General features: G+C 72.3%; 18 protein-coding genes and 1 pseudogene. 14 read left to right on the top strand and 5 right to left on the bottom strand.

Annotation, left to right across the window (positions count from 1 at the left end):
* Positions 1 to 45 precede the first annotated feature (45 nt).
* The 3 genes from AB0E91_RS27950 (at position 46) to AB0E91_RS27940 (ending at position 3,486) form a co-directional block, all read left to right on the top strand.
* On the top strand, positions 46 to 1,500 hold the full coding sequence (locus AB0E91_RS27950) for a glyceraldehyde-3-phosphate dehydrogenase (protein ID WP_361787541.1): 1,455 nt from the start codon (positions 46 to 48) through the stop codon (positions 1,498 to 1,500).
* Between the two features lie 176 nt (positions 1,501 to 1,676).
* Complete coding sequence (locus AB0E91_RS27945; protein ID WP_361787540.1) at positions 1,677 to 2,246, top strand: WHG domain-containing protein; 570 nt, start codon at positions 1,677 to 1,679, stop codon at positions 2,244 to 2,246.
* Positions 2,247 to 2,307: 61 nt separating this feature from the next.
* Positions 2,308 to 3,486 (top strand): GDSL-type esterase/lipase family protein, encoded by a 1,179-nt coding sequence (locus AB0E91_RS27940; RefSeq protein WP_361787539.1) that lies wholly within the window; start codon positions 2,308 to 2,310, stop codon positions 3,484 to 3,486.
* Positions 3,487 to 3,518: 32 nt separating this feature from the next.
* On the opposite strand, the gene AB0E91_RS27935 is transcribed toward AB0E91_RS27940, so the two are convergent.
* Positions 3,519 to 4,160, bottom strand: coding sequence for a class F sortase (locus AB0E91_RS27935; RefSeq protein ID WP_361787538.1), 642 nt, complete (start codon positions 4,158 to 4,160; stop codon positions 3,519 to 3,521).
* Positions 4,161 to 4,328: 168 nt separating this feature from the next.
* A complete protein-coding gene (locus tag AB0E91_RS27930) occupies positions 4,329 to 4,940 on the bottom strand; it encodes a hypothetical protein (RefSeq protein WP_361787536.1) in 612 nt (203 codons plus the stop codon).
* A gap of 327 nt (positions 4,941 to 5,267) precedes the next feature.
* On the opposite strand from AB0E91_RS27930, the gene AB0E91_RS27925 reads away from it, so the two are divergent.
* The 6 genes from AB0E91_RS27925 to AB0E91_RS27900 all read left to right on the top strand — a co-directional run bounded on the left by AB0E91_RS27925 (position 5,268) and on the right by AB0E91_RS27900 (position 11,012).
* Positions 5,268 to 6,104 carry a fructosamine kinase family protein gene (locus tag AB0E91_RS27925; RefSeq protein WP_361787807.1) on the top strand — a complete coding sequence of 279 codons (837 nt, stop codon included), beginning with the start codon at positions 5,268 to 5,270 and terminating at the stop codon, positions 6,102 to 6,104.
* Positions 6,105 to 6,322: 218 nt separating this feature from the next.
* Entirely contained in the window at positions 6,323 to 6,514 is a 192-nt protein-coding gene (gene tgmA / locus AB0E91_RS27920) for a putative ATP-grasp-modified RiPP (RefSeq protein ID WP_361787534.1), read from the top strand.
* A gap of 18 nt (positions 6,515 to 6,532) precedes the next feature.
* Positions 6,533 to 7,516: an ATP-grasp ribosomal peptide maturase gene (gene tgmB, locus AB0E91_RS27915; protein ID WP_361787532.1), complete on the top strand. Its 984-nt coding sequence runs from the start codon at positions 6,533 to 6,535 to the stop codon at positions 7,514 to 7,516.
* 36 nt (positions 7,517 to 7,552) lie between these two features.
* On the top strand, positions 7,553 to 8,443 hold the full coding sequence (locus AB0E91_RS27910) for a Gfo/Idh/MocA family oxidoreductase (RefSeq protein WP_361787530.1): 891 nt from the start codon (positions 7,553 to 7,555) through the stop codon (positions 8,441 to 8,443).
* A 135-nt stretch (positions 8,444 to 8,578) separates the two neighbouring features.
* Positions 8,579 to 9,691 carry a PP2C family protein-serine/threonine phosphatase gene (locus AB0E91_RS27905; protein WP_361787528.1) on the top strand — a complete coding sequence of 371 codons (1,113 nt, stop codon included), beginning with the start codon at positions 8,579 to 8,581 and terminating at the stop codon, positions 9,689 to 9,691.
* Positions 9,692 to 9,770: 79 nt separating this feature from the next.
* Positions 9,771 to 11,012, top strand: coding sequence for a serine hydrolase domain-containing protein (locus tag AB0E91_RS27900; RefSeq protein WP_361787526.1), 1,242 nt, complete (start codon positions 9,771 to 9,773; stop codon positions 11,010 to 11,012).
* 155 nt (positions 11,013 to 11,167) lie between these two features.
* On the opposite strand, the gene AB0E91_RS27895 is transcribed toward AB0E91_RS27900, so the two are convergent.
* The gene (locus tag AB0E91_RS27895; RefSeq protein WP_361787524.1) at positions 11,168 to 12,673 is read right to left on the bottom strand and encodes a helix-turn-helix domain-containing protein; all 1,506 of its coding nucleotides are present in this window, start codon (positions 12,671 to 12,673) and stop codon (positions 11,168 to 11,170) included.
* Positions 12,674 to 12,834: 161 nt separating this feature from the next.
* On the opposite strand from AB0E91_RS27895, the gene AB0E91_RS27890 reads away from it, so the two are divergent.
* From AB0E91_RS27890 to AB0E91_RS27875, 4 genes and pseudogenes are all read left to right on the top strand, one after another.
* Complete coding sequence (locus AB0E91_RS27890) at positions 12,835 to 13,455, top strand: L-threonylcarbamoyladenylate synthase (protein WP_161181126.1); 621 nt, start codon at positions 12,835 to 12,837, stop codon at positions 13,453 to 13,455.
* A 260-nt stretch (positions 13,456 to 13,715) separates the two neighbouring features.
* Positions 13,716 to 13,880: pseudogene (locus AB0E91_RS27885) on the top strand (dienelactone hydrolase family protein); the annotation flags it as partial.
* A 114-nt stretch (positions 13,881 to 13,994) separates the two neighbouring features.
* Positions 13,995 to 14,558, top strand: a complete 564-nt coding sequence (locus tag AB0E91_RS27880) for a GNAT family N-acetyltransferase (RefSeq protein WP_361787522.1) — start codon at positions 13,995 to 13,997, stop codon at positions 14,556 to 14,558.
* Between the two features lie 147 nt (positions 14,559 to 14,705).
* Positions 14,706 to 15,851, top strand: a complete 1,146-nt coding sequence (locus tag AB0E91_RS27875) for a glycoside hydrolase family 64 protein (RefSeq protein WP_361110076.1) — start codon at positions 14,706 to 14,708, stop codon at positions 15,849 to 15,851.
* A 78-nt stretch (positions 15,852 to 15,929) separates the two neighbouring features.
* Here the strand turns inward: AB0E91_RS27875 and AB0E91_RS27870 are convergent, their stop codons facing one another.
* Together AB0E91_RS27870 and AB0E91_RS27865 are read right to left on the bottom strand one after the other, a co-directional pair.
* Positions 15,930 to 18,338: a M4 family metallopeptidase gene (locus AB0E91_RS27870; protein ID WP_361787520.1), complete on the bottom strand. Its 2,409-nt coding sequence runs from the start codon at positions 18,336 to 18,338 to the stop codon at positions 15,930 to 15,932.
* A 321-nt stretch (positions 18,339 to 18,659) separates the two neighbouring features.
* Entirely contained in the window at positions 18,660 to 19,508 is an 849-nt protein-coding gene (locus tag AB0E91_RS27865) for a helix-turn-helix transcriptional regulator (RefSeq protein WP_361787518.1), read from the bottom strand.
* A gap of 184 nt (positions 19,509 to 19,692) precedes the next feature.
* Between AB0E91_RS27865 and AB0E91_RS27860 the strand changes: the two genes are divergently transcribed.
* Positions 19,693 to 20,856, top strand: a complete 1,164-nt coding sequence (locus tag AB0E91_RS27860; RefSeq protein WP_361787516.1) for a low temperature requirement protein A — start codon at positions 19,693 to 19,695, stop codon at positions 20,854 to 20,856.
* The last annotated feature ends 75 nt before the right edge of the window (positions 20,857 to 20,931 follow it).

Here is a 20,931-nt window from a genome sequence, read left to right as displayed (position 1 = left end):
GGTGTGCTCACCATATGAGCGCCGCCTAGCTCGAAAGATAGATCTGTGACTGTCAACGACGACTCGTTCACGAACTGGAAGAACCGCGAGGAGATCGCGGAGTCGATGATCCCGATCATCGGGAAGCTGCACCGCGAGCGGGACGTGACCGTCCTGCTGCACAGCCGCTCCCTGGTGAACAAGTCGGTGGTCAGCATCCTCAAGACGCACCGTTTCGCCCGGCAGATCGCGGGCGCGGAGCTGTCGGTCACCGAGACCATGCCGTTCCTCCAGGCACTGGCCGGCCTCGACCTCGGGCCGTCCCAGATCGACCTCGGGATGCTCGCCGCGCTGTACCAGGCGGACGACCGGGGACTGAGCGTGGCGGAGTTCACCGCCGAGACGGTCGCCGGGGCCACCGGCGCCGACAGGATCGAGCGCCGCGAGCCGCGTGACGTGGTGCTCTACGGCTTCGGCCGCATCGGCCGGCTCGTCGCCCGGCTGCTGATCGAGAAGGCCGGGTCGGGCAACGGGCTGCGGCTGCGCGCGGTCGTGGTGCGCGGCGGTGGCGCCCGGGCGGGCGGCGACCTGGTCAAGCGCGCCTCGCTGCTGCGCCGCGACTCCATCCACGGCCAGTTCCAGGGCACCATCACCGTGGACGAGGACGCGGGCACGATCATCGCGAACGGCAACACGATCCAGGTGATCTACGCGGACGACCCGTCGGCCGTGGACTACACCGAGTACGGCATCCGGAACGCCATCCTCATCGATAACACCGGCAACTGGCGCGACCGCGAGGGTCTGTCGAAGCATCTGCGGCCCGGCATCGACAAGGTCGTCCTGACCGCGCCCGGCAAGGGTGACGTGCCGAACATCGTGCACGGCGTCAACCACGACACGATCAAGCCGGACGAGCGCGTCCTGTCCTGCGCCTCGTGCACCACCAACGCCATCGTGCCGCCGCTGAAGGCGATGGACGACGAGTTCGGCGTGCTGCGCGGCCATGTGGAGACGGTCCACTCCTTCACCAACGACCAGAATCTGCTGGACAATTACCACAAGGCAGAGCGCCGGGGCCGTTCCGCGCCGCTCAACATGGTGATCACCGAGACCGGTGCCGCGTCCGCCGTGTCGAAGGCGCTGCCGGACCTGAAGGCGCCGATCACCGGCAGCTCCATCCGGGTGCCGGTGCCGGACGTCTCGATCGCGATCCTGAACCTCCGGCTCGGCCGCGAGACGACCCGTGAAGAGGTGCACGACTACCTGCGCGAGGTGTCGCTGACCTCCCCGCTCAAGCGGCAGATCGACTTCACCACGGCACCCGACGCGGTCTCCAGCGACTTCATCGGCTCGCGGCACGCCTCGATCGTCGACGGCGGCGCCCTCAAGGTCGACGGGGACAACGCGATCCTCTACCTCTGGTACGACAACGAGTTCGGCTACTCCTGCCAGGTGGTCCGGATCGTCCAGCACGTGTCGGGCGTGGAGTACCCGACGTTCCCGGCGACCACGGTCTGACACTCCGACCGCGCTCGCACCGGCGATCCCCCACGACGGCCGCCGACCGGAAACCCCGGTCGGCGGCCGTCGTGCTGTCCGCATCACTCATACAGAGCTCCAACTAATGAAGATTCCCATTTGCCTAACACCTTTAGGCACCCGCATAATCGTCCTGTCTTCCCAGGAGGTGTCCCATGGCGCGTGCGGGTCTGAGCACGGAGCGGCTGGTCCTGGCCGGGGCGGAGCTGGCCGACGAGGCCGGGTTCGACCAGGTCACGGTGTCGGCGCTGGCCCGGCGGTTCGACGTGAAGGTGGCGAGCCTGTACTCGCACGTGCGGGGCAACCACGACCTGCGGACCCGGATCGCGCTGCTCGCGCTGGAGGAGCTGGCCGACCGTGCCTCCGAGGCGCTCGCGGGGCGGGCGGGCAAGGACGCGCTGACCGGTTTCGCGAACGCCTACCGCGACTACGCCCGCGCCCACCCCGGCCGCTTCGCGGCGGCCTCGTACCGGCTCGACCCGGAGGACGCCGCCGCGAGCGCGGGCGGACGGCACGCGCGGATGACCCGGGCGATCCTGCGCGGCTACGACCTCCCCGAACCCGAACAGACGCACGCGGTACGGCTGTTGGGCAGCGTGTTCAGCGGCTGGGTCGGGCTGGAGTCGGCGGGCGCGTTCAGCCACAGCTCCCCCGGCTCGCAGGAGTCGTGGGACCGCAGCCTCGACGCCCTCGATGCCCTGCTGCGCAACTGGCCCTCCGCCTGAGCGACTTGACCGCGTCCCCCGCGCCCCGACCCATGGATCCCTCTTCCGACAGGCAGTACCGATGACCACCGAGTCCGACGACCTGACCACCACCCCCCTCACCGCCGACCTCGTACGCGGCGCCCTCGAACTGGAGCGCACCGAGCGGGGGTTGCTCCCCCACCGGCTGCCCGCGCGGGCCCGCGCCCAGTGCACGGACCCCCAGTTGCACATGGCGGAGTCCCAACCCGCGGGCGTACGGCTGGTGTTCCGCACCCGGGCCACCACCGTCGAGCTGGACACCGTGCCCACCAAGCGGGTCTACGCCGGTGCGCCGCCGCGCCCCGAGGGCGTGTACGAGCTGCTGGTGGACGGACGCCCGGCGGGCAGCGCCTCCGTCCCCGGCGGAAACACCCTGCTCATCGACATGGCGGCCGGCACCGCCGAGCAGCGCCCCGGCCCGGTGGGCACCGCCCGCTTCACCGGGCTGTCCCCCGAGGACAAGGCCGTGGAGATCTGGCTGCCGCACAACGAGACCACCGAACTGGTCGCGCTGCGCACCGACGCGCCCGTCACCCCCGTACGGGAGCGGGATCGTCCGGTGTGGCTGCACCACGGCAGCTCGATCAGCCACGGCTCGGACGCCGCGTCCCCGACGGGCACCTGGCCCGCCGTCGCCGCCGCGCTCGGCGGGGTGGAGCTGATCAACCTCGGTCTCGGCGGCAGCGCCCTGCTGGACCCGTTCACCGCCCGCGCGCTGCGCGACACGCCCGCCGACGTGATCAGCGTCAAGCTGGGCATCAACCTGGTCAACACCGATCTGATGCGGCTGCGCGCGTTCGGGCCCGCCGTGCACGGTTTCCTCGACACCATCCGCGAGGGCCACCCCGAGACGCCGCTGCTCGTCGTCTCGCCGATCCTGTGCCCGATGCACGAGGACACACCGGGGCCGACCCTGCCCGACCTCACCGCACTGAGCGAGGGACGGCTCGCGTTCCGGGCGGCCGGTGACCCGGCGGAGCGGAACCGGGGCGGGCTGACCCTGAACGTGATCCGCGCGGAGCTGGCCCGCATCGTGCGCCAACGGGCCGCCGAGGACCGCCACTTGCACCTTCTCGACGGGCGCGAACTGTACGGCGCGGACGACTTCGCGGAGCTGCCGCTGCCCGACGGGCTGCACCCGGACGGGGCGGCCCACCGGCGCATCGGCGAGCGGTTCGCCGCGCTCGCCCTCGCCCCGGGCGGCCTGCCGGCGGCATAGGCACACTGAGCGTGCCCGCCGCCCGCCGAGCGTCACACCAAGTGCGCGAAGACCACCAGGTTCTCCGTGTAGTCCTTGGCCGTGTGGTCGTAGTCGCCCGCGCAGGTGATGAGCCGCACCTCGGGGCGGGCCGCGTTGTCGTACACGCGGTCGCTCGGGAAGTCGTCCTTCTCGAAGGTCTCGGCGCTGTCCACGACGAACCGCGCGGTGCGTCCGTCGGCCCGCTCGACGGTGAACCGGTCGCCCGGGAGCAGGTCCTCGAGGCCCGCGAAGACGGCGGCGGAGGTCTTCGTGTCCACGTGCCCGGCGATGACCGAGGTCCCCTTCTCCCCGGGCGAGACGCCCTTGCTGTACCAGCCGACCAGGTTGGTGTTGTCGGCGGGCGGCGGCTCCAGGCGGCCGTCGGAGCCGAGGACGAGGGCGGTGAAGGGGGCGTTCACCCCGATCTTCGGGACGATCAGCCGGGTCGGCGCGGACCGGGGCAGCGCCGGGCCAGCCGGCCCGGTGGCGGCCGCCGTACCGGCGGCGCGGGTGCCGCCCGCGACGGTGCCGGTGCCGTGGTGGCCGCCGAGCATGCTGAGCACGAGGACGACGATCGCCACGCCCCACAACGTCAGCCGGCCCCCGCGGGCGGCCTGTTCGTCGGCCCGGCGCGGGGAGGGATCTGCTGCCATCGGACACCACCTCACTCGGTCACGGCAGCGCGGTTCGGGACCGGGGCGCCGGCCGCCGGACCGGGTGGGTACCGGCGGCCGTGGCCCCGGGCCCTGTCGCCGGACTCCCGTCGACCGCGGTGGGCGGGCGTAGGGAGTCCGACGACAGGGGCGGGGAAGGCGGCTCGGTCAGGAGGCCGAACCGGCGGCCTTCCGGCGCCGCAGCACGTACGCCCCGGCCGCGCCCGCGACGAGCACCGCGAGGCCGCCCGTCGACATGCCGGAGTCGTCGGCGAGGCCGCCGCCACCGGTGTGCATGCCGCCGCGCGGCTCGTCGCCGTTGTCCCCCTTGCCGCCGTCCCCCTTGCCGCCGCCGGAGTCGCTCTTGCCGCTGTCCCCCTTGTCCTTGTAGGTCTCGGGGTCGAAGCGGCTGTCGCCGCTCCCGCTCCCACTGCCGCTGGAGCTCCAGTCGTCTCCGCTGCTGCTGCCACTGCTGCTCAGGACGGAGGCGAGGGCGCCGCCGCCGGTGTGCACGCCGCCTCGGGGCTCGTCGTAGCCGCCGTCGTCGCCGTAGCCGCCGCCCGAGTCCTTGCCGGAACCGTTGCCGGAGCCCTTGTCCTGGTTGTCGCCGGAGCCCTTGCCGGACCCCTTGTCGTGGTCACCGCCGGAGCCGCTGTCCTGCTTGTTGTACGAGGAGTCGCCCCGGCCTCCGTCGTCCCCGGCGAGCGCGGCTCCGGGGGTGGCGAGGGCGAAGGCGGCGGAGGCGGCCGCCGTGGCGAGAAGAATGCGGGCAGAACGCATATCGGTGTCCTTCCGCCGTGGCCGGGCAGCGGATACCTCATCGGCTGTCAGGACCCGGCCCCGACACGATCCACCGTCAAGCAGGGCGCCCCGGCGCGCGATCCAGGCCGCCCAGCCGGGTCACCTCTCCACCCGTCTGTCCCAGCGACACGCCGCGAGCGCCCCCGGACGGGTCAACGGTGATCACGCCGGAGGCGGAGGGCCTCGCCGCACCGACACAATTTTGGCCGGATTTCGTCGTAGTAAAGCGCGAAGTTCCGCCCATGAGGCACCTCTGACGGGTCGTACCCTGTGGGCGTGATCGAGCGAGGCGAGGCTCCAGGGGCGGTGGCGTCCCGGCTCACCGGGCGCCGTCCCGTGAACGGCCCGGCGCCGTCCGGGTCGCCCGCGGTGGTGATGCTCGAGGACGGTACGGCGGTGATGGTCAAGCGCGGTGACGGCCCGGGCGCGGTGCGCGCGGAGGCGGCCGGGCTGCGCTGGCTCGGCGCGGCCGGGGCGGTACGGGTGCCCGGGGTGCTCGGCGCCGACGAGCGCTGGCTCGTCACCGAGTACGTGCCGACCGGGCGCCCGGATGCCGAAGCCGCGCTGCGTTTCGGCCGGGCGCTGGCGGAGCTGCACGCCTCCGGGGCACCCGCGTTCGGCGCGACGCCGCCGGACGGGCCCCGGGAGGCGTTCATCGGCCGTGCGCCCATGCGCAACGTCCCGGGCGACGACTGGCCGCGCTGGTACGCCGAGCACCGGGTGCTGCCCTATCTGCGCGCGGCGGTGGACTCGGGAACGGTCCGGCCGGGCGAGGCGTCCGTGGTCGAGGCGGTGTGCGAGCGGCTGCCCGAACTCGCCGGGCCCGCCGAGCCGCCCGCGCGGCTGCACGGCGACCTGTGGCAGGGCAACGTGCTCTGGGGCGCGGACGGTGAGGTCCGTCTCATCGACCCGGCCGCGCACGGCGGGCACCGCGAGACCGACCTCGCGATGCTGGCGCTGTTCGGCTGTCCCGAGTGGGACAGCGTGCTCGCCGGGTACGAGCGGACGGCCCCGCTCGCCGACGGCTGGCGCCACCGGGTCGGCATACATCAGCTCTTCCCGCTGCTGGTGCACGCGGTGCTGTTCGGCCGGTCCTTCGCGGATCAGGCCCTGACGGCGGCCCGTACCGCGCTGGCCGGCTGAACCGGCGTCCGGGCGTGCCGAGTCGACGCGCGGGCATCTGAACTCCGCCGAACCCGCGGCGATTTGGCGCAGCCGCTTTCCCGTCCCCGGCGTCTTTCTGGCTGACGCCGAAGGGCGCTGCCCGCACCGCCTCCGGACACCGGTCACGGAGTGTGAGGAAACCAACCAATCGTTCGATTCGTATAAGGACGTGAAAGAACGAATCAGGGAGGACCACCATGCAACCGTTCACGCTCAACTACGCACGACCCGCTGTGCAGTTGGATGCCATCACCCCGTACGTGTACGACGCCGGGCTCCAGTTGAACGTCCTCCCGGACGGAAGGATCGCCGCCACCGATCACGCGACGCTGCACGCCCTGGGGACCACCACCTCCACGGCGGGCTCCAAGACCCACTTCGACGACTGAAGCGCGGGGCCCCGGACGATGACCGTGCTCATCCTCACCAGTGACGAGGACGTGACGGCGGACATGGTGGTCCTCCGACTCGGCGAGACGGGCGTACCCGTCGTCCGGCTCGATCCCGCCGATCTCACCAACGGGGTGGCGCTGTCGGCCGAGTTGACGGGTGGGTCCGCCGACGGGCACCTGTCCGTCGGCGGCCGCCTGGTGAGCATCGGCGCGCTGCGCTCCGTGTGGGTGCGCCGGCCGGGCCGGGCGGCCGCCCGCGCTGCCCGGCCGTCCGACTGGCTGACCGAGGAGTCGACCCAGGCGCTGTACGGGATGCTGCGGTGCGCCGGGGCACGCTGGATGAACCATCCGGACGCGGCCCGGCGCGCCCGGTACAAACCCTGGCAGCTGCATCTCGCGCGGCGCAGCGGGTTCGCCGTGCCCGCCACGCTGATCACGACCCACCCCGATGCGGCACGGGAGTTCGCGGGGCGCTTCCCGGATCTGGTGGTCAAGCCGGTCTCGGGGGCGCATCCGCAGGAGCCGCCGCGTGCGGTGCCGACCAGCCGGGTCGCGCCGGACGCCGACTTCACGGCCGTCGCCTACGGTCCGACGCTGCTCCAGCAGCGTGTCGCCAAGCGGGCCGACATCCGGCTGACGGCCGTCGGGAACCGCCTGCTCGCGGCGCGCAAGCCCGCCGATCCGGACGCCCATCCCGACGATGTGGACGTGCGGTTCGCCCCGTCGGTCTCGCCGTGGCTGCCCGTCGAGGTGCCGCCGCGGGTGGCCGAGGGCGTGCACCGGTATCTGCGCGGCGCGGAACTCGCCTACGGCGCCTTCGACTTCGCGGAGGACGCGGACGGGGTGTGGTGGTTCCTGGAGTGCAATCAGTCGGGCCAGTTCGGCTTCGTGGAGCTGGAGACCGGTCAGCCGATCGCCCGGACCATCGCGAACTGGCTGGCCGGAGACGAAGAGCCGGAGCGGACGTATCTCAAGGAGGAGAGGGACATGGCGCCGTGACGCCGTGACGACCGGCTCGAAGGAGAGGAACCCGACATGCGCATCGGACTGCTGGGGACGGGCCCCTGGGCGCGGGCGGCGCACGCGCCCGCGCTCGCGGGCCACACGGCCGTGGACTTCGCCGGGGTGTGGGGGCGCCGCCCTGAGGCGGCCGCCGAGCTGGCCGGGGAGTACGGCGTCCGGGCGTACGAGGACGTGGACGAGCTGCTGGCCGAGGTGGACGCGGTGGCGATGGCACTGCCGCCGTCGGTACAGGCGGGGCTCGCGGTGCGGGCGGCCCGCGCGGGCTGCCATCTGCTCCTGGACAAGCCGCTGGCGGTGGACGTCGCCGAGGCGCGCGAGGTGGCCGGGGCGGCGGAGCGGGCCGGGGTCGCCTCGGTGGTGTTCCTCACCACCCGGTTCCAGAAGGAGCCGGAGGCGTGGATCGAGGAACAGGCCGCCGAGTCGGGCTGGTTCACGGCGCGGGCGCAGTGGCTGGGGGCGGTGTTCACGAGCGGCAGCCCGTTCGCGGCGTCGCCCTGGCGGCGGGAGAAGGGGGCGCTGTGGGACGTGGGCCCGCACGCGCTGTCGGTGCTGCTGCCGGTCCTCGGTGACGTGCGCGAGGTCCTGTCGGCGGTGCACGGTCCCTCGGACACCGTCCACCTGGTGCTCGACCACGCGACGGGCGCGTCCAGCACCCTCACCCTGAGCCTGACGGCACCTCCCGCCGCGGCGGGCGCCGACGTGGAGCTGCGCGGCGAGGCGGGCGTCTCCCTGCTCCCCCGCAGCTCGGAGGGCGCGGTCCCCGCGCTCACCCGCGCCGTCGACGCGCTCCGGGAGTCGGCGCGCACGGGCCGCCCGCATCCCTGCGACGCGGCGTTCGGACTCAGGATCACCGAGATCCTGTCGGCGGCACAGGCGAGACTGACCGCCGATCCGGCACGCTAGGCAGCGGAGGACGGCGGACCGACGGGCGGCCCCGGCCGGGGAGGGACGGGCCGGGCGACCCCGGTCGGGAGGCCCCTTGCCCCGGCCGGGTGTGCGGAAAAGGCCCCGGTGGCGGCCCCGGCGTAGCGTGGCCGTGTGAGATCGTTGCGCGGCCGGTCAGGGCGCCGGAGCCGGGAACGTCGCGGCTGGCTGCGGGGTGCGCCGCCGCCGCGCTGGGTGCGGGTGCTCCCGGTGCTGCTGCTGGTCGCGGTGTCCCTGGCCACGCTCGTGACCTCGCATGCGGAGGATCTGGGTTTCCTGCTCGGCGCGATCCCGCCGCTCGCGGTGCTGTCGTACGGGCCGCTGGCGACCGCCCTGCTGGGTGTCCTCGTGGTGATGGCACTGCTCCTGCCGGTGACCCATCTGAACCGGCCCGGCGACACCGATCTGCTCACCATCGTGTTCGTCGCCCTGCTGAGTGTGTTCGTCTCCTACGTGCGCAGCCACCGCGACGCCCAGCTCGGCACCGAGCGCGCGATCGGCGAGGCGGTGCAACGGGCCGTACTGCCGGAGCTGCCGGAGCGGGTCGGCACGGTCGCGTGCGCGGGTTTCTCGCGGGCCGCGCAGGGCGGGACGCTGGTGGGCGGGGACTTCTACGACGTGCGCGACGGCCCGTTCGGGGTGCGCGCGGTGATGGGGGACGTACGGGGACACGGCCTGGAGGCGGTCGCCACGGTGGTGGCGCTGCTCGGCGCGTTCCGCGAGGCGACGCTGGACCAGCCGGACCTGGAGGCGGTGGCCGCGCGGATGGACCGCAGGCTCACGGTGGACTCGGCCGGGGTGCGGCACGCGGAGCTGTTCGCGACGGCCGTGCTGCTGGAGTTCTCTGCCGACATGCGGTCGGTGCGGGTGGTGGCGTGCGGGCATCCGCCCCCGGTGCTGCTGCGCTCGGGCCGCGCCTGGGAGACGACCGTGACGCCGGGGCCGCCGCTGGGCATCGGTCTGGTCGGGGTCGATCCGCCGAAGGAGGTGACGGTGGACCTCCGGCCCGGCGACCGGCTGCTGATCGCCTCCGACGGGCTGTGGGAGGCGCGCAACGCCGACGGCGCCTTCTATCCGCTGCCCGAGCGGATGGCCGCGCTGTCCTGGCACGGCGCGCCCGAGCTGCCGAGCGCGGTGTGGACGGACGTACGACGGCTCGGGTACGAGGTGCGTGACGACGCCACGGTGCTGGTGCTGGCGCCGGTGCCGACGGGCGCGGCCGGGTGAGCGCTCCTATGCTGGGGGTTCCGGGTCGTCGACGTCTCGCCCACCGCACGGTCGCGTCTCACGTGCTTGGAGGCAGCCCATGCCCCGTTCGCCCGTACGTCCGCGCCGGGGAGCCGCCGCCGCTCTGGCCGCCGTGGCGCTCGCCCTTCCGCTCGCCGCCGCTCCGGCGGGAGCCGTTGCTCCCGTGTCGGCACCGGCCGCCGCGCCCAGTCCCTCCCCCTCGGACAGCGGTGTGCGCGAGTTGACTCCCGAGGTCGCGGACCAGTTGGACAGTGCCGTGCGCAAGGTGATGGACGAGGCGGATGTGCCGGGCGTGACGGTCGGCATCTGGACGCCGGACCAGGGCGGTTACGTCCGCTCCTTCGGGGTGGCCGACAAGGGCGACGGGCGCCGGATGGCCCCGGACCTGTACACGCGGATCGGCAGCGAGACCAAGACCTTCACGGTGACCGCGCTGCTCCAGCTGGTGGACCAGGGAAAGGTCTCGCTGGACGACCCGATCGCGAAGTACATCGGCGGCGTCCCGAACGGCGACAGGATCAGCCTGCGGCAACTGGCCGGAATGCGCAGCGGGTTGTACAACTACTCGGACGACCCGGACTTCTTCAAGGCGCTGACCTCCGATCCGCAGCGCTCCTTCACCCCGCGCGAGCTGCTGGACTACTCCTTCAAGCACCCGGTGCTCTTCCAGCCGGGGAAGAAGTTCGACTACTCCAACACCAATCTGATCCTGCTCGGACTGGTCGTGGAGCAGCGGAGCGGGCAGCAGCTCGGGGACTACATCCAGGAGCACATCCTGGACCCGGCCGGGATGAACCGTACGTCGTTCCCGTCCGGCGCCCAGTTCCCGAAGCCGCATCCGCAGGGGTACACGAACCAGACGGCCGACGGGAAGGTCGAGGAGACGGCGGGCTGGAACCCGTCCTGGGGCTGGGCGGCGGGCGCGATGGTCTCGACGCTGGACGATCTGCGCGTGTGGGCGCCCACGGTGGCGACCGGTGAACTCCCCGACGGCAGGCGGATGATCGACGCGTCCACGCAGCGCCAGCGCCTGGTGACCCCGCCGACGGGAGTGCCGGGCGCGGGGTACGGGCTCGGCATCTTCGACGTACGCGGCTGGATCGGGCACAACGGTTCGCTGCCGGGGTACGAGTCGCTGACCGTCTATCTGCCCTCGGCGCGGACCACGCTGGTGGTGCTGCTCAACACCGACATCGACCACGACGGCCAGGAGCCGAGCACCCTGTTCGGCGAGGCGATCACGCGGATCATCTCCCCCGGGCACGTCTTCGACCTGCCCGCGCAGCCCGCGGCGCACTGAGCGACCGGAAACCCGGGCGGGAAAAAGCCGGACGGGAAGAAGAGGGCGGGGCACGACCGGTCCCCCGCCCCGGTGGTGCCCCGCCGACCGTCGAATCTACGCGCGACGCGCACCGGTGACCATCGCGTCCGTGCCCGGTCCGGGGCCGGAATCACTCACCTGTGCACAGCCGCGTCCGCTTGATCCCCGTTCGAACCGCAGTGCGGGGGCAACTGGAGGTCGCCGCAGGCCAGATGGGCGAGGACCACCTCGTACAGATCGGTGCCGCCGGCCAGCAACTGCCGTTCCAGGACGGGTTCGGCGGCCCGGACGTGCTCGCGCACGGTCTGCGCGTGGACGCCCCGTTCGCGGGCGGCGCGTTCGGCGTTGGCCCCGGCGGCGATCCAGGCGCGCAGGGTGCCGCGCAGGTCCCGGCCGTCGTCGTCGAGGCGGCCGAGCAGGGTGTCGGCCCAGTCGCGCAGCGAGGGCGAGCCGAGCAGTCCGCCGAGTCCGGCGGGCGTGCGGGGCCGTGCGGCGGCGGGGTCGTACGGGCCGTGCGTGGCCTCGGTGACGAGGGCGAGGCGCACGGCGGCGCGGGCGGTGAGGTCGGTCAGGTCGGTGCCGAGCAGGGCGGCGACGCGGTCCATGCGGGCGCGGACGGTGTTGCGGCTGACGCCGAGCACCTTGGCCGCGTTGACGGCGGTGAAGTCGAGGCCGAGCCGGGTGGTGGCGAGGAGTTCGGCGCGTATGTGGTGGGGCAGCGTGTCGAGCGGGCGAAGCAGTGCGGCGGACCAGGAGCGCAGGGCAATGGGGTCCAACAGCCGCTCGGGGTGGGTGCGTTCGGCGTAGACGGCGCTGCGGTCGGGTCGGTGGCGGGCGACGGCGAGGGCGCTGACGGCCTGGCCGTAGGCGGTGGCGGTGCGGGCGAGGCGCTGACGGGTGCTGCCGCCGAGGTAGACGCCGGGGCGGTCGCCGAGGAGGGCACGCAGCCGCTGTCCGGCGGCGGGCGCGGGGCTGACGACGATGACGTGGCCGTCCATGGCGGGGCAGCGCACGACGAGCGCGCCGCCCTCGGTGGCCTCGGCGCAGCCCTCGGCGAGGGCGTCGCGTTCGGCGGGGGACGCCTCGACGACGTAGACGCGGGCGGTGTCCTGTTCGAGCAGTCCGGGCCAGAGTCCGGCGGCGACACGGCGGGCGGAGACGACCTCCTCGACCATCAGCAGTTGCAGGATCGCCAGGCGCAGGTCGGCCGAGGCGCGGCGCAACCGGCGTCCGGCGTCGGCGAGTTCGGCCTCGCGCAGCAGAAGGGCCAGAACGGTGGCGGTGCGGTGGACGATGTCGGCGGCGCGCCGGTCGAAGCGCTCCGTGCGGGCGACGGCCAGGGCGGCGCCGGTGGTCGTGGTGAGCCGGATGTGGCGGCCGCCCTCCTCCAGCGCGGCCGAGGAGAGACCGCCCCGGGCGACGCGGCCGACGAGCCCGGGGTCGAGCGGCAGGGGGTCGCCCGCGAGGACGGTGCCGCGCTCGTCCTGGAGGCTCACCGAGGCGTGGACGCTCCGGGCGAGCCAGGCGACGACGCGGCGCGGGTCGCGGACGGCGGGGCGGAGCTGGTCGAGCAGTTGCTCCGCCCAGGGGGCGTCGGGGCCGTACGGCTCCCGGGGGCCGTCGGCTGCTCGGGCGGCCACGTCGCTGCGCTCCTCATATCGGTGCTGACCTCGGGTTTCGTCGGTGGACGTTACCCGAAGAGGGGGCGAACGACGCCTGTGTGTGCCGCAGAACACGGCGCGGCCGGGACCGCGCGGGCGGGGTGCGCCCGCGGAACACGGGGACGGCATAAGCTCGGCGGATGGCGAAGTACTACGACGTGCATCCCGAGAACCCGCAGCCGCGCGCCATCGCGCAGATCGCCGACGCGGTGCGGTCGGGGGCGCTGATCGCGTATCCCACGGACTCCTGTTACGCGCTGGGCTGCCAACTGGGCAGCAAGGACGGCATGGAGCGCATCCGTTCCATCCGTCAGCTGGACGACCGGCACCATTTCACGCTGATGTGCCGGGACTTCGCGCAGCTCGGGCAGTTCGTGCGGATCGACAACGACGTGTTCCGTGCGATCAAGGCGGCGACGCCCGGGAGTTACACCTTCATCCTGCCCGCCACCCCCGAGGTGCCGCGCAAGCTGCTGCATCCGAAGAAGCGGACGGTGGGCGTGCGCATCCCGGACCATGTGGTGACGCAGGCACTCCTTGCGGAGCTGGGCGAGCCGCTGGTGTCCAGCACGCTGCTGCTGCCGGACGAGGAGGAGCCGCCGACGCAGGGCTGGGAGATCAAGGACCGGCTCGACCATGTGGTGGACGCGGTGGTGGACTCCGGGGAGTGCGGCACGGAGCCGACCACGGTGGTGGACTTCTCCGGCGGGGAACCGGAGATCGTGCGCCGGGGCGCGGGGGACGCGTCGCTGTTCGAGTGAGGCGCCGGGCCGGGCACGTGGGGCGGCGGCCCCGGCTGCGGGAGATCGCGGACCGGCCGGCCGCCTAGGGGGTGTCTCCCCGGGCTTCGTGGATCAGCCCGCGGAGTCTGGTGCGGTGCCTCGGCGTGCGGTCGAGTCGCCCTCGTACTGGACGTACTTGGGCGATTCGGCCGTGCGGCGAGGTGCCGTGCCTGGGGGCACCTCCCGGCCGGAGGCTGGGGGAGTCGCGGGCCCGCGAAGCTCGGGGAGACACCCCCTAGGGGTACACGGTCCTGGTGCCGAACGTGTTCTACCGCTCGGGCCCGGCCCCGGTCGTGAAGCTGCCGGAGTACATCGACCCGGGCGCCGACCCGTCCATCCGGCGGTGGCTCGGCCCGCTGGTCGGCTCGCTGAAGCCGGATCAGGCGGAGCGCGACGCGAAGGCGGACGAACGCCACTGGCGGGCCCTGCTGGACCTGCTGCACCGCACGTTCTGAAGCGGCGTCACCCGGCGAACAATTCGATACCGGCCACACCCGCGCGCTCCCTAAGGTGCTGCGATGGACCTCACCTTCCGCCGCTTCGCCCCCTCCGAGGCCGACGCCCTCGTGGACTTCCTCACCGGCGACACCTGGCCGTTCCACGCCTCGGCCGCGCCCGACGGGGACGAGGTCCGGCGGTGGATCTCCGCGGGCAGGTACGACGGCGAGGAGAACCGGGCCTTCTGGATCATGGCGGGCGACAGCACGGCGGGACTGATCCGCCTGATGGATCTGGCCGACGACACCCCCCTGTTCGATCTGCGCGTCCGGTCCCGGTGGCGCGCCACAGGCATCGGCGGCACCGCCCTGACCTGGCTCACACGGTATCTGTTCGAGGAGTGCCCGCGCGTCCGGCGGATCGAGGGCACCACCCGGCAGGACAACGCGGCGATGCGGCGCGCCTTCCAGCGGTGCGGGTACGTCAAGGAGGCGCACTACCGCGACGCGTGGCCCGGCACCGGCGGCTCGGTCCACGACGCGGTCGGGTACGCGGTTCTCCGGCGGGACTGGGAGAGCGGCGGCGTGACGGTACCCGAGTGGGACGACGAGCACATGATCACGGAACGTGTCCGGCCGGAGTAATTGACAGTCCCCCCTTCCGCCCGCACTCTGAGAGCGCTCTCATGCAGGTACGGACCAATTTCCGTTCCGCCCCGATCCCCACACGGAGGTGGAGAGTTGACTCGAAGAATCCCGCGGTTCGCGACAAGCGCGGCGGCCGTGGCCGCCATGGTCGGCGGGGTGGTCGTGTTCTCGGTGCCGGAGCACGCCAGTGCGGCGGTGCCGGACACGATCCCGCTCCAGATCACCAACAACTCGGGCCGGGGTGACCAGGTCTACATCTACGACCTGGGCACCCAGCTGTCCTCGGGACGGCAGGGCTGGGCCGACGCGAACGGTGGCTTCCACGCCTGGCCCGCGGGCGGCAACCCGCCGACCCCCGCGCCCGACGCGTCGATCGCCGGGCCCGGCCCCGGCCAGACCACCACGATCCGGATACCGAAGTTCTCCGGCCGGATCTACTTCTCCTACGGCAAGAAGCTGGACTTCCGGCTCACCACCGGCGGTCTGGTCCAGCCGGCCGTGCAGAACCCCTCGGACCCCAACCGCGACACCCTGTTCAGCTGGTCCGAGTACACGCTCAACGACGGCGGCCTGTGGCTCAACAGCACGCAGGTCGACATGTTCTCGGCGCCGTACGCGGTCGGGGTGAAGCGCGGCGACGGGTCGACCGTCAACACGGGCCACCTCAAGTCCGGTGGCTACACGAACGTGTTGAACACGCTGCGCGGCAAGTCGGGCTGGTCCGGCCTGGTCCAGACCCGCTCGGACGGCACCGTACTGCGCGCGCTCTCCCCGCTGTACGGCGTGGAGACCGGGGCGCTGCCCTCCAACGTGATGGACGACTACGTCAACCGGGTCTGGCAGAAGTACTCCTCGCAGACCCTGACCGTCACGCCGTTCACGGACCAGCCCAACACCAAGTACTTCGGGCGGGTTTCGGGCAACGTCATGAACTTCACCAATTCCTCCGGCGCGGTCGTGACCAGCTTCCAGAAGCCGGACGCGGGCAGCATCTTCGGCTGCCACAACCTGCTGGACGCGCCCAACGACCAGGTGCGGGGCCCCATCTCCCGTACTCTGTGCGCCGGTTACAACCGCTCCACCCTGCTCACCAACCCCAACCAGCCGGACTCCTCGGACGCCGGCTTCTACCAGGACGGGGTGACGAACCAGTACGCCAAGGCCATTCACGCGCAGATGGCCGACGGCAAGGCGTACGCCTTCGCGTTCGACGACGTCGGCAACCACGAGTCGCTGGTCAACGACGGCAACCCGCAGACGGCGTACCTCACGCTCGACCCGCTGAGCTGAGCGCACCCGACCCGCACACGACGCGGCCCCCGTGCACGGAAGTTCCGTGCACGGGGGCCGCGTCGCGGTGTGCGGGGGTCAGCTCGTCGTGAGGGCGGTGTCGTCCACCACGAAGCTGGTCTGGAGCGAGGAGTCCTCGACCCCGTTGAACTTCAGGGCGACCGTCTGGCCCGCCAGCGAGGACAGGTCGAAGGTCTTCTGGGTGTACCCCGTGGCCTTGTTGAGGTTCGAGTACGTGGCCAGCGTGGTCGAACCGGCGGTCAGCGTGAGCTTGTCGTACTGCGTGCTGGTGGTGGTCTCCGCCGAGTCGATGTGCAGCCAGAAGGTGAGCGTCGCCTTGCAGCCCGAGGGGATCGTCACCGACTGGGACAGCGTGTCGGTGTGCGAGGAGCCGTAGCCGTCGAGCCACGCCTTGTACGAACCGCCGTGGCTGGCCTGGCCGCTGTCGGTGGTGATGACGCCGCTGCTCGCCGTCCAGCCCGTGTTGCCCGACTCGAAGCCGGGGTTGGCCAGGAGCTGGGTCGCGGAGCAGCCGCCGCCGGTGGCGCTGACCGTCCAGGAGAAGGCGGCCGTGCCGGTCTTGCCCGCCGAGTCGGTGACCGTGACCGTGGTGCTGGAGGTGCCCGCGGTGGTGGGCGTGCCGGAGATCAGACCAGTGGAGCTGTTGATGGACAGCCCGGCCGGCAGCCCCGAGGCGCTGTAGCTGAGCGCGCCGCTGTTGGTGCTGCTCGCCTGTATCTGGAGGCTGACCGCGGTGCCCACGGTGGCGGACTGGCTGCCCGGGTTCGTGACGGTCACCCCGTCCGCCGGCGGGTTGATGTGGCCGCCGACGTTGATCCCGGCGAAGGCGTTGCCGACGGCCGCGTACTCGGCCGAGTTGGCGCCGTAGAGCGCGGTGGCCGCGTTCAGGGCGGCGGTGCGGGCAGCGGCGTAGTTGGTGCTGGACGTCATGTACGTCGTCAGCGCCTTGTACCAGATCTGGAGCGCCTTGGCGCGGCCGATCCCGGTGACGGCAACGCCGTCGGAGGTCGGGCTGTTGTAGGTGACACCGTTGATGACCTTGGTGCCGCTGCCCTCGCTGAGCAGGTAGAAGAAGTGGTTCGCCGGGCCCGAGGAGTAGTGCACGTCCAGGCCGCCGAGGCTGGAGGACCAACTGTCCTTGGACGCGCCGTCCTTGCTGGGCTTGTCCATGTAGCGCAGCGGGGTGCCGTCGCCGTTGATGTCGATCTTCTCGCCGATGAGGTAGTCACCGGGGTCGGTGGTGTTGTTCGCGTAGAACTCCACACCGGTGCCGAAGATGTCGGAGGTGGCCTCGTTCAACCCGCCCGACTCGCCGGTGTAGTTGAGCCCGGCGGTGTTGGAGGTGACGCCGTGGCTCATCTCGTGGCCCGCGACGTCCAGCGAGGTCAGCGGGTCGTTGTTGCCCGAGCCGTCGCCGTAGGTCATGCAGAAGCAGGAGTCGTCCCAGAACGCGTTCACGTACGCGTTGCCGTAGTGCGCGCGCGAGTAGGCGCCGACACCGTCGTTCTTGATGCCGCTGCGGCCGAACGTGTTCTTGTAGAAGTCCCAGGTCTCCTGGGCGCCGTAGGCCGCGTCCGCGCCGGCCGTGGCCGCGTTGGACGTGGTGCCGTTGCCCCAGGTGTCGTTGGTCTGGGAGAACAGGGTGCCGGTGCCGGAGGTGCCGTGGTTGAGGTTGTACGTCTTGTGGCCGCCGCGCGTGCTGTCGGTGAGGGTGTAGTTGGAGCCCGACTGCGCGGTGGTCAGCGTGACCTGGCCGCTGTACTGGGTGTTGCCGATACCGGTCTGGATCGCCTGGTATCGGTACAGCTCCTTGCCGGAGGTGGCGTCGGTGACGACGTGCAGCTTGCTCGGCGTGCCGTCGTCCTGGAAGCCGGTGATCACGGACTCCCAGGCGAGCGTCGGAGTGCCGGAACCGGCCCAGATCACCTTGCGCGCGCTGTCGGCGGCGGGCTTGTCCGCCTTCAGGGCCTTGGCGGTCTTGAGCGCCGTGGACTGCGCGGCGGACTTGGTGACGGTCGCGGTGGTGGAGGCGACCGCGATGGTCCGCTTGTTGTTGAACGTGGTGCTCACGGTGTTCGCCGCCAGGGAGGCGGGCGGGGTGTGCACCACGAGGTCGCCGCCGAGGACCGGCAGTCCGTCGTAGGTCCGCTCGTAACGGGTGTGCACGGTACCGTCGTTGTCCTTGACGACGTCCCGGACGACCAGCTTCTCCTTGGCGCCGAGGCCGAGGGTGCGGGCGGTCTCGGTCGTGCGGCCCTTGGCGCTCTCGAGGAGCGCGGCGTGCTGGGCCGGACTGAGCTTGGCCTCCAGAGCGCCGGTGCGCAGCGGACTGGGGTGGGGGGCGGCGGGCCGGGCTGCCGCGGGGTTCGCCTGGATGCCGACGGCCAGGAAGGCCGCGGTGGAGACCAGGGCGGCTCCGACCGTGGCGCCTCTGCGGGAAAGGCGTCCGTGGGGAAGGCGTCTCACTCGTACTCCTCCTGCTGCGGCCGCCGGGGGCGCGGCCGGTGACAGACCGGGCAGACGGGTGTGCTGCCCGGGCGAGCTGAGCTGTGCGGGACCGTGCTGTGCGACGAGAGGTGAAGCGTGAAGAGCGTGGGAAGGATGTGCGTACGGGGCGAGAATGGCACCGCTGACCAGGACATGTCATCCATGACGAGGGCAACCGAGGGTTTTCCCTAGGGCTCGCAAAGTGCCCGTAACACGCTGGTGATCCTCAAACCTCTGTCGGTAAAGCCTCTTTGACGACTCGTCAAAGAAATGGCAAGACGGGTGAGGACGGGGCGACGGTCAGGCGCGGCGCGCGGCCGGGGACTGGGCGAGGCGCCGCAGGGCCTCCTCGGAGGAGCTGCCCGGCCGGGCCGTCCAGACGATGATGTGCTGGTCGGGCGCGTTGGAGCTGGTCAGCGTGTCCCAGTCGAGGACGAGGATGCCGGCCACGGGGTGGCGGAACACCTTGCTCCCGGTGCCCTGGACGGCGACCTCGCGCGCCTGCCACCAGCGCTGGAAGTCGCTGTAGACGGACATCCGGGCCAGCAGCGCGCGCAGCCGGGGGTCGTCGGGGCGGCGCGCGGTGTGCAGCCGCAGATACGCCACGCAGGAGCGGGCCCCGGCGCGCCAGTCGTCGTAGCGGGCGCGCATCTCGGGGTCGGAGAACAGCAGCCAGACGTAGTTGCGGTCGCGCTCGGGGTGCCGGCCGAAGTCGGTGAGCAGGGCGGCGGCGAGCCGGTTCCACGCGAGCACGTCCATGGTGCCGGACAGGACCAGAGCCGGTGACGCGGTCAGCTGGTCCAGCAGTCTGCGGGTGTGCGGGGTGACGGCGCGGCCCGGTCCCGGGGGCGGGTCGAACGGCCTCCGACCGGCCAGCCCGAACAGATAGGCCCGCTGGTCACCGCTGAGCCGCAGGGCACGGGCGAGCGCGTCGAGGACGGGCGCCGAGGCCCGCATCCGGCCCTGCTCGACCCGCGTGTAGTAGTCGGTGCTGATCGACGCCAGCCGGGCGACCTCCTCGCGGCGCAGTCCCGCCACCCGGCGCGGGGTACCGGTGTCGGGCAGCCCCACCTGCGCCGGGTCCAGCTCGGCCCGCCGGGCCCGCAGAAAGGTGCCGAGCTCCTTCGGGTCGCCGCTGACGCCGCTCATGTCTCCAGTGTGGCAGCGCGGGGCGCGGGACGCGGGGTCGGGCGGTCGGACGGGGCGGGCTTCGCGGCTGTGGCCGGGCGCCGTGCCATTCTTGCGGAAATGCCTGGTGACCGGCCGGAACCGGCACACCACCGGGATCACCGGCACCGTGAAGCGCGAAGAACGAATCAAGGAGAAAAGAGTGATGAGCGTGTCCGAGTCGCTGCGGCTGCGGCGGGAGGTCTCCCCGCTGGAGCTGTTCTACGACCTCGTCTTCGCCTTCGCGGTCTCACAGCTCTCCCACCATCTGCTGGAGCACCTCACCTGGCGGGGGGCGGCACAGACGGCGGTGCTGCTGGTGGGGGTCTTCGGGACCTGGGCGTACACCAGTATGGTGGCGACGCTGCTCGACATCGACCGCGCGGTCACCCGGTGGATGGTGCTGATCGTCATGGGGCTCGGGCTCTACATGAACGCGGCGATCCCGGCCGCGTTCGCGGACCGGGCGTGGGCGTTCATGGTGCCGCTGCTGGTGATCCTGTTCTTCGTGGCCGGGGTGACGGCGACGGCCGGACACAGCGAGGGGCTGCGCGAGCACTTCCGGCGGACCTTGGTGTGGATCACGGTGGCGGCCCCGCTGTGGATCGTCGGGGCGTGCGTCGGGTCCGGGCCCCGGCTGTGGTGGTGGGCGGCGGCCGCGCTGATCGACGTGACCGGGACCTGGCTGGCGCATCCGCTGCCGGGCCGGGTGCTGGGCAGCCGTCAGCTGGGCTTCGACGCGGACCACATGGTGGAGCGGCTGCGTCTGTTCTTCATCATCGTTCTGGGCGAGACCGTGCTGACGGCCGGGCGGGCGCTGGCCGACGCCCCGGTGGAATGGTCGACCGTTCTCGCGGGGGCCGGTGTCTTCACCGCACTGGTCTGCCTGTGGTCGGTGTACTTCGGCGGCGGCGAGGACGTGTTCCGTACGGCCGTCGCCACCACGGACAACCCGCTGCGCTCGGTCCGGATGGGCGTGAACAGCGCGTATGTGGTGCTGGCCGCGCTGGTGGCGATGGCGGTGGGCAGCGAGCTGGTCGTCGCGCATCCGCTGGGCCACGGCTCGGTCGCCCTGGCGCTGCTGCTCTTCGGTGGCCTCGCCCTGTACCTGGCGGCCACGGCCTGGTTCTTCCGCGCCACGGCGCGCGGCGCCTGGACCGAACGTCTGCTGGCGGGCGCGGCCTGCGTCCCGGCGGCCTTCGCCGCCGTCTGGCTGCCGCCGCTGGTCTCCGTGGCCCTCCTTGACCTGATCCTCCTGCTGACGGTCGTGTCGCTGACCCGGGCCCACCGCCGCGTGGCCGGCGGCCTGCGGGAGGCGTCCGCGGGCTGAGCGTGCGCCGGATCCGATCACACGGTTGTCACATTCGACTGCGAGAATCGGGCTCGTTCCCGGCCGAGTGGGTCC

This window comes from Streptomyces sp. NPDC026659 (genome assembly GCF_040638245.1).
Lineage (GTDB): Bacteria > Actinomycetota > Actinomycetes > Streptomycetales > Streptomycetaceae > Streptomyces.
Note: the sequence above shows the minus strand (reverse complement) of the source record. Positions and strands in the feature narration are given on the sequence as shown.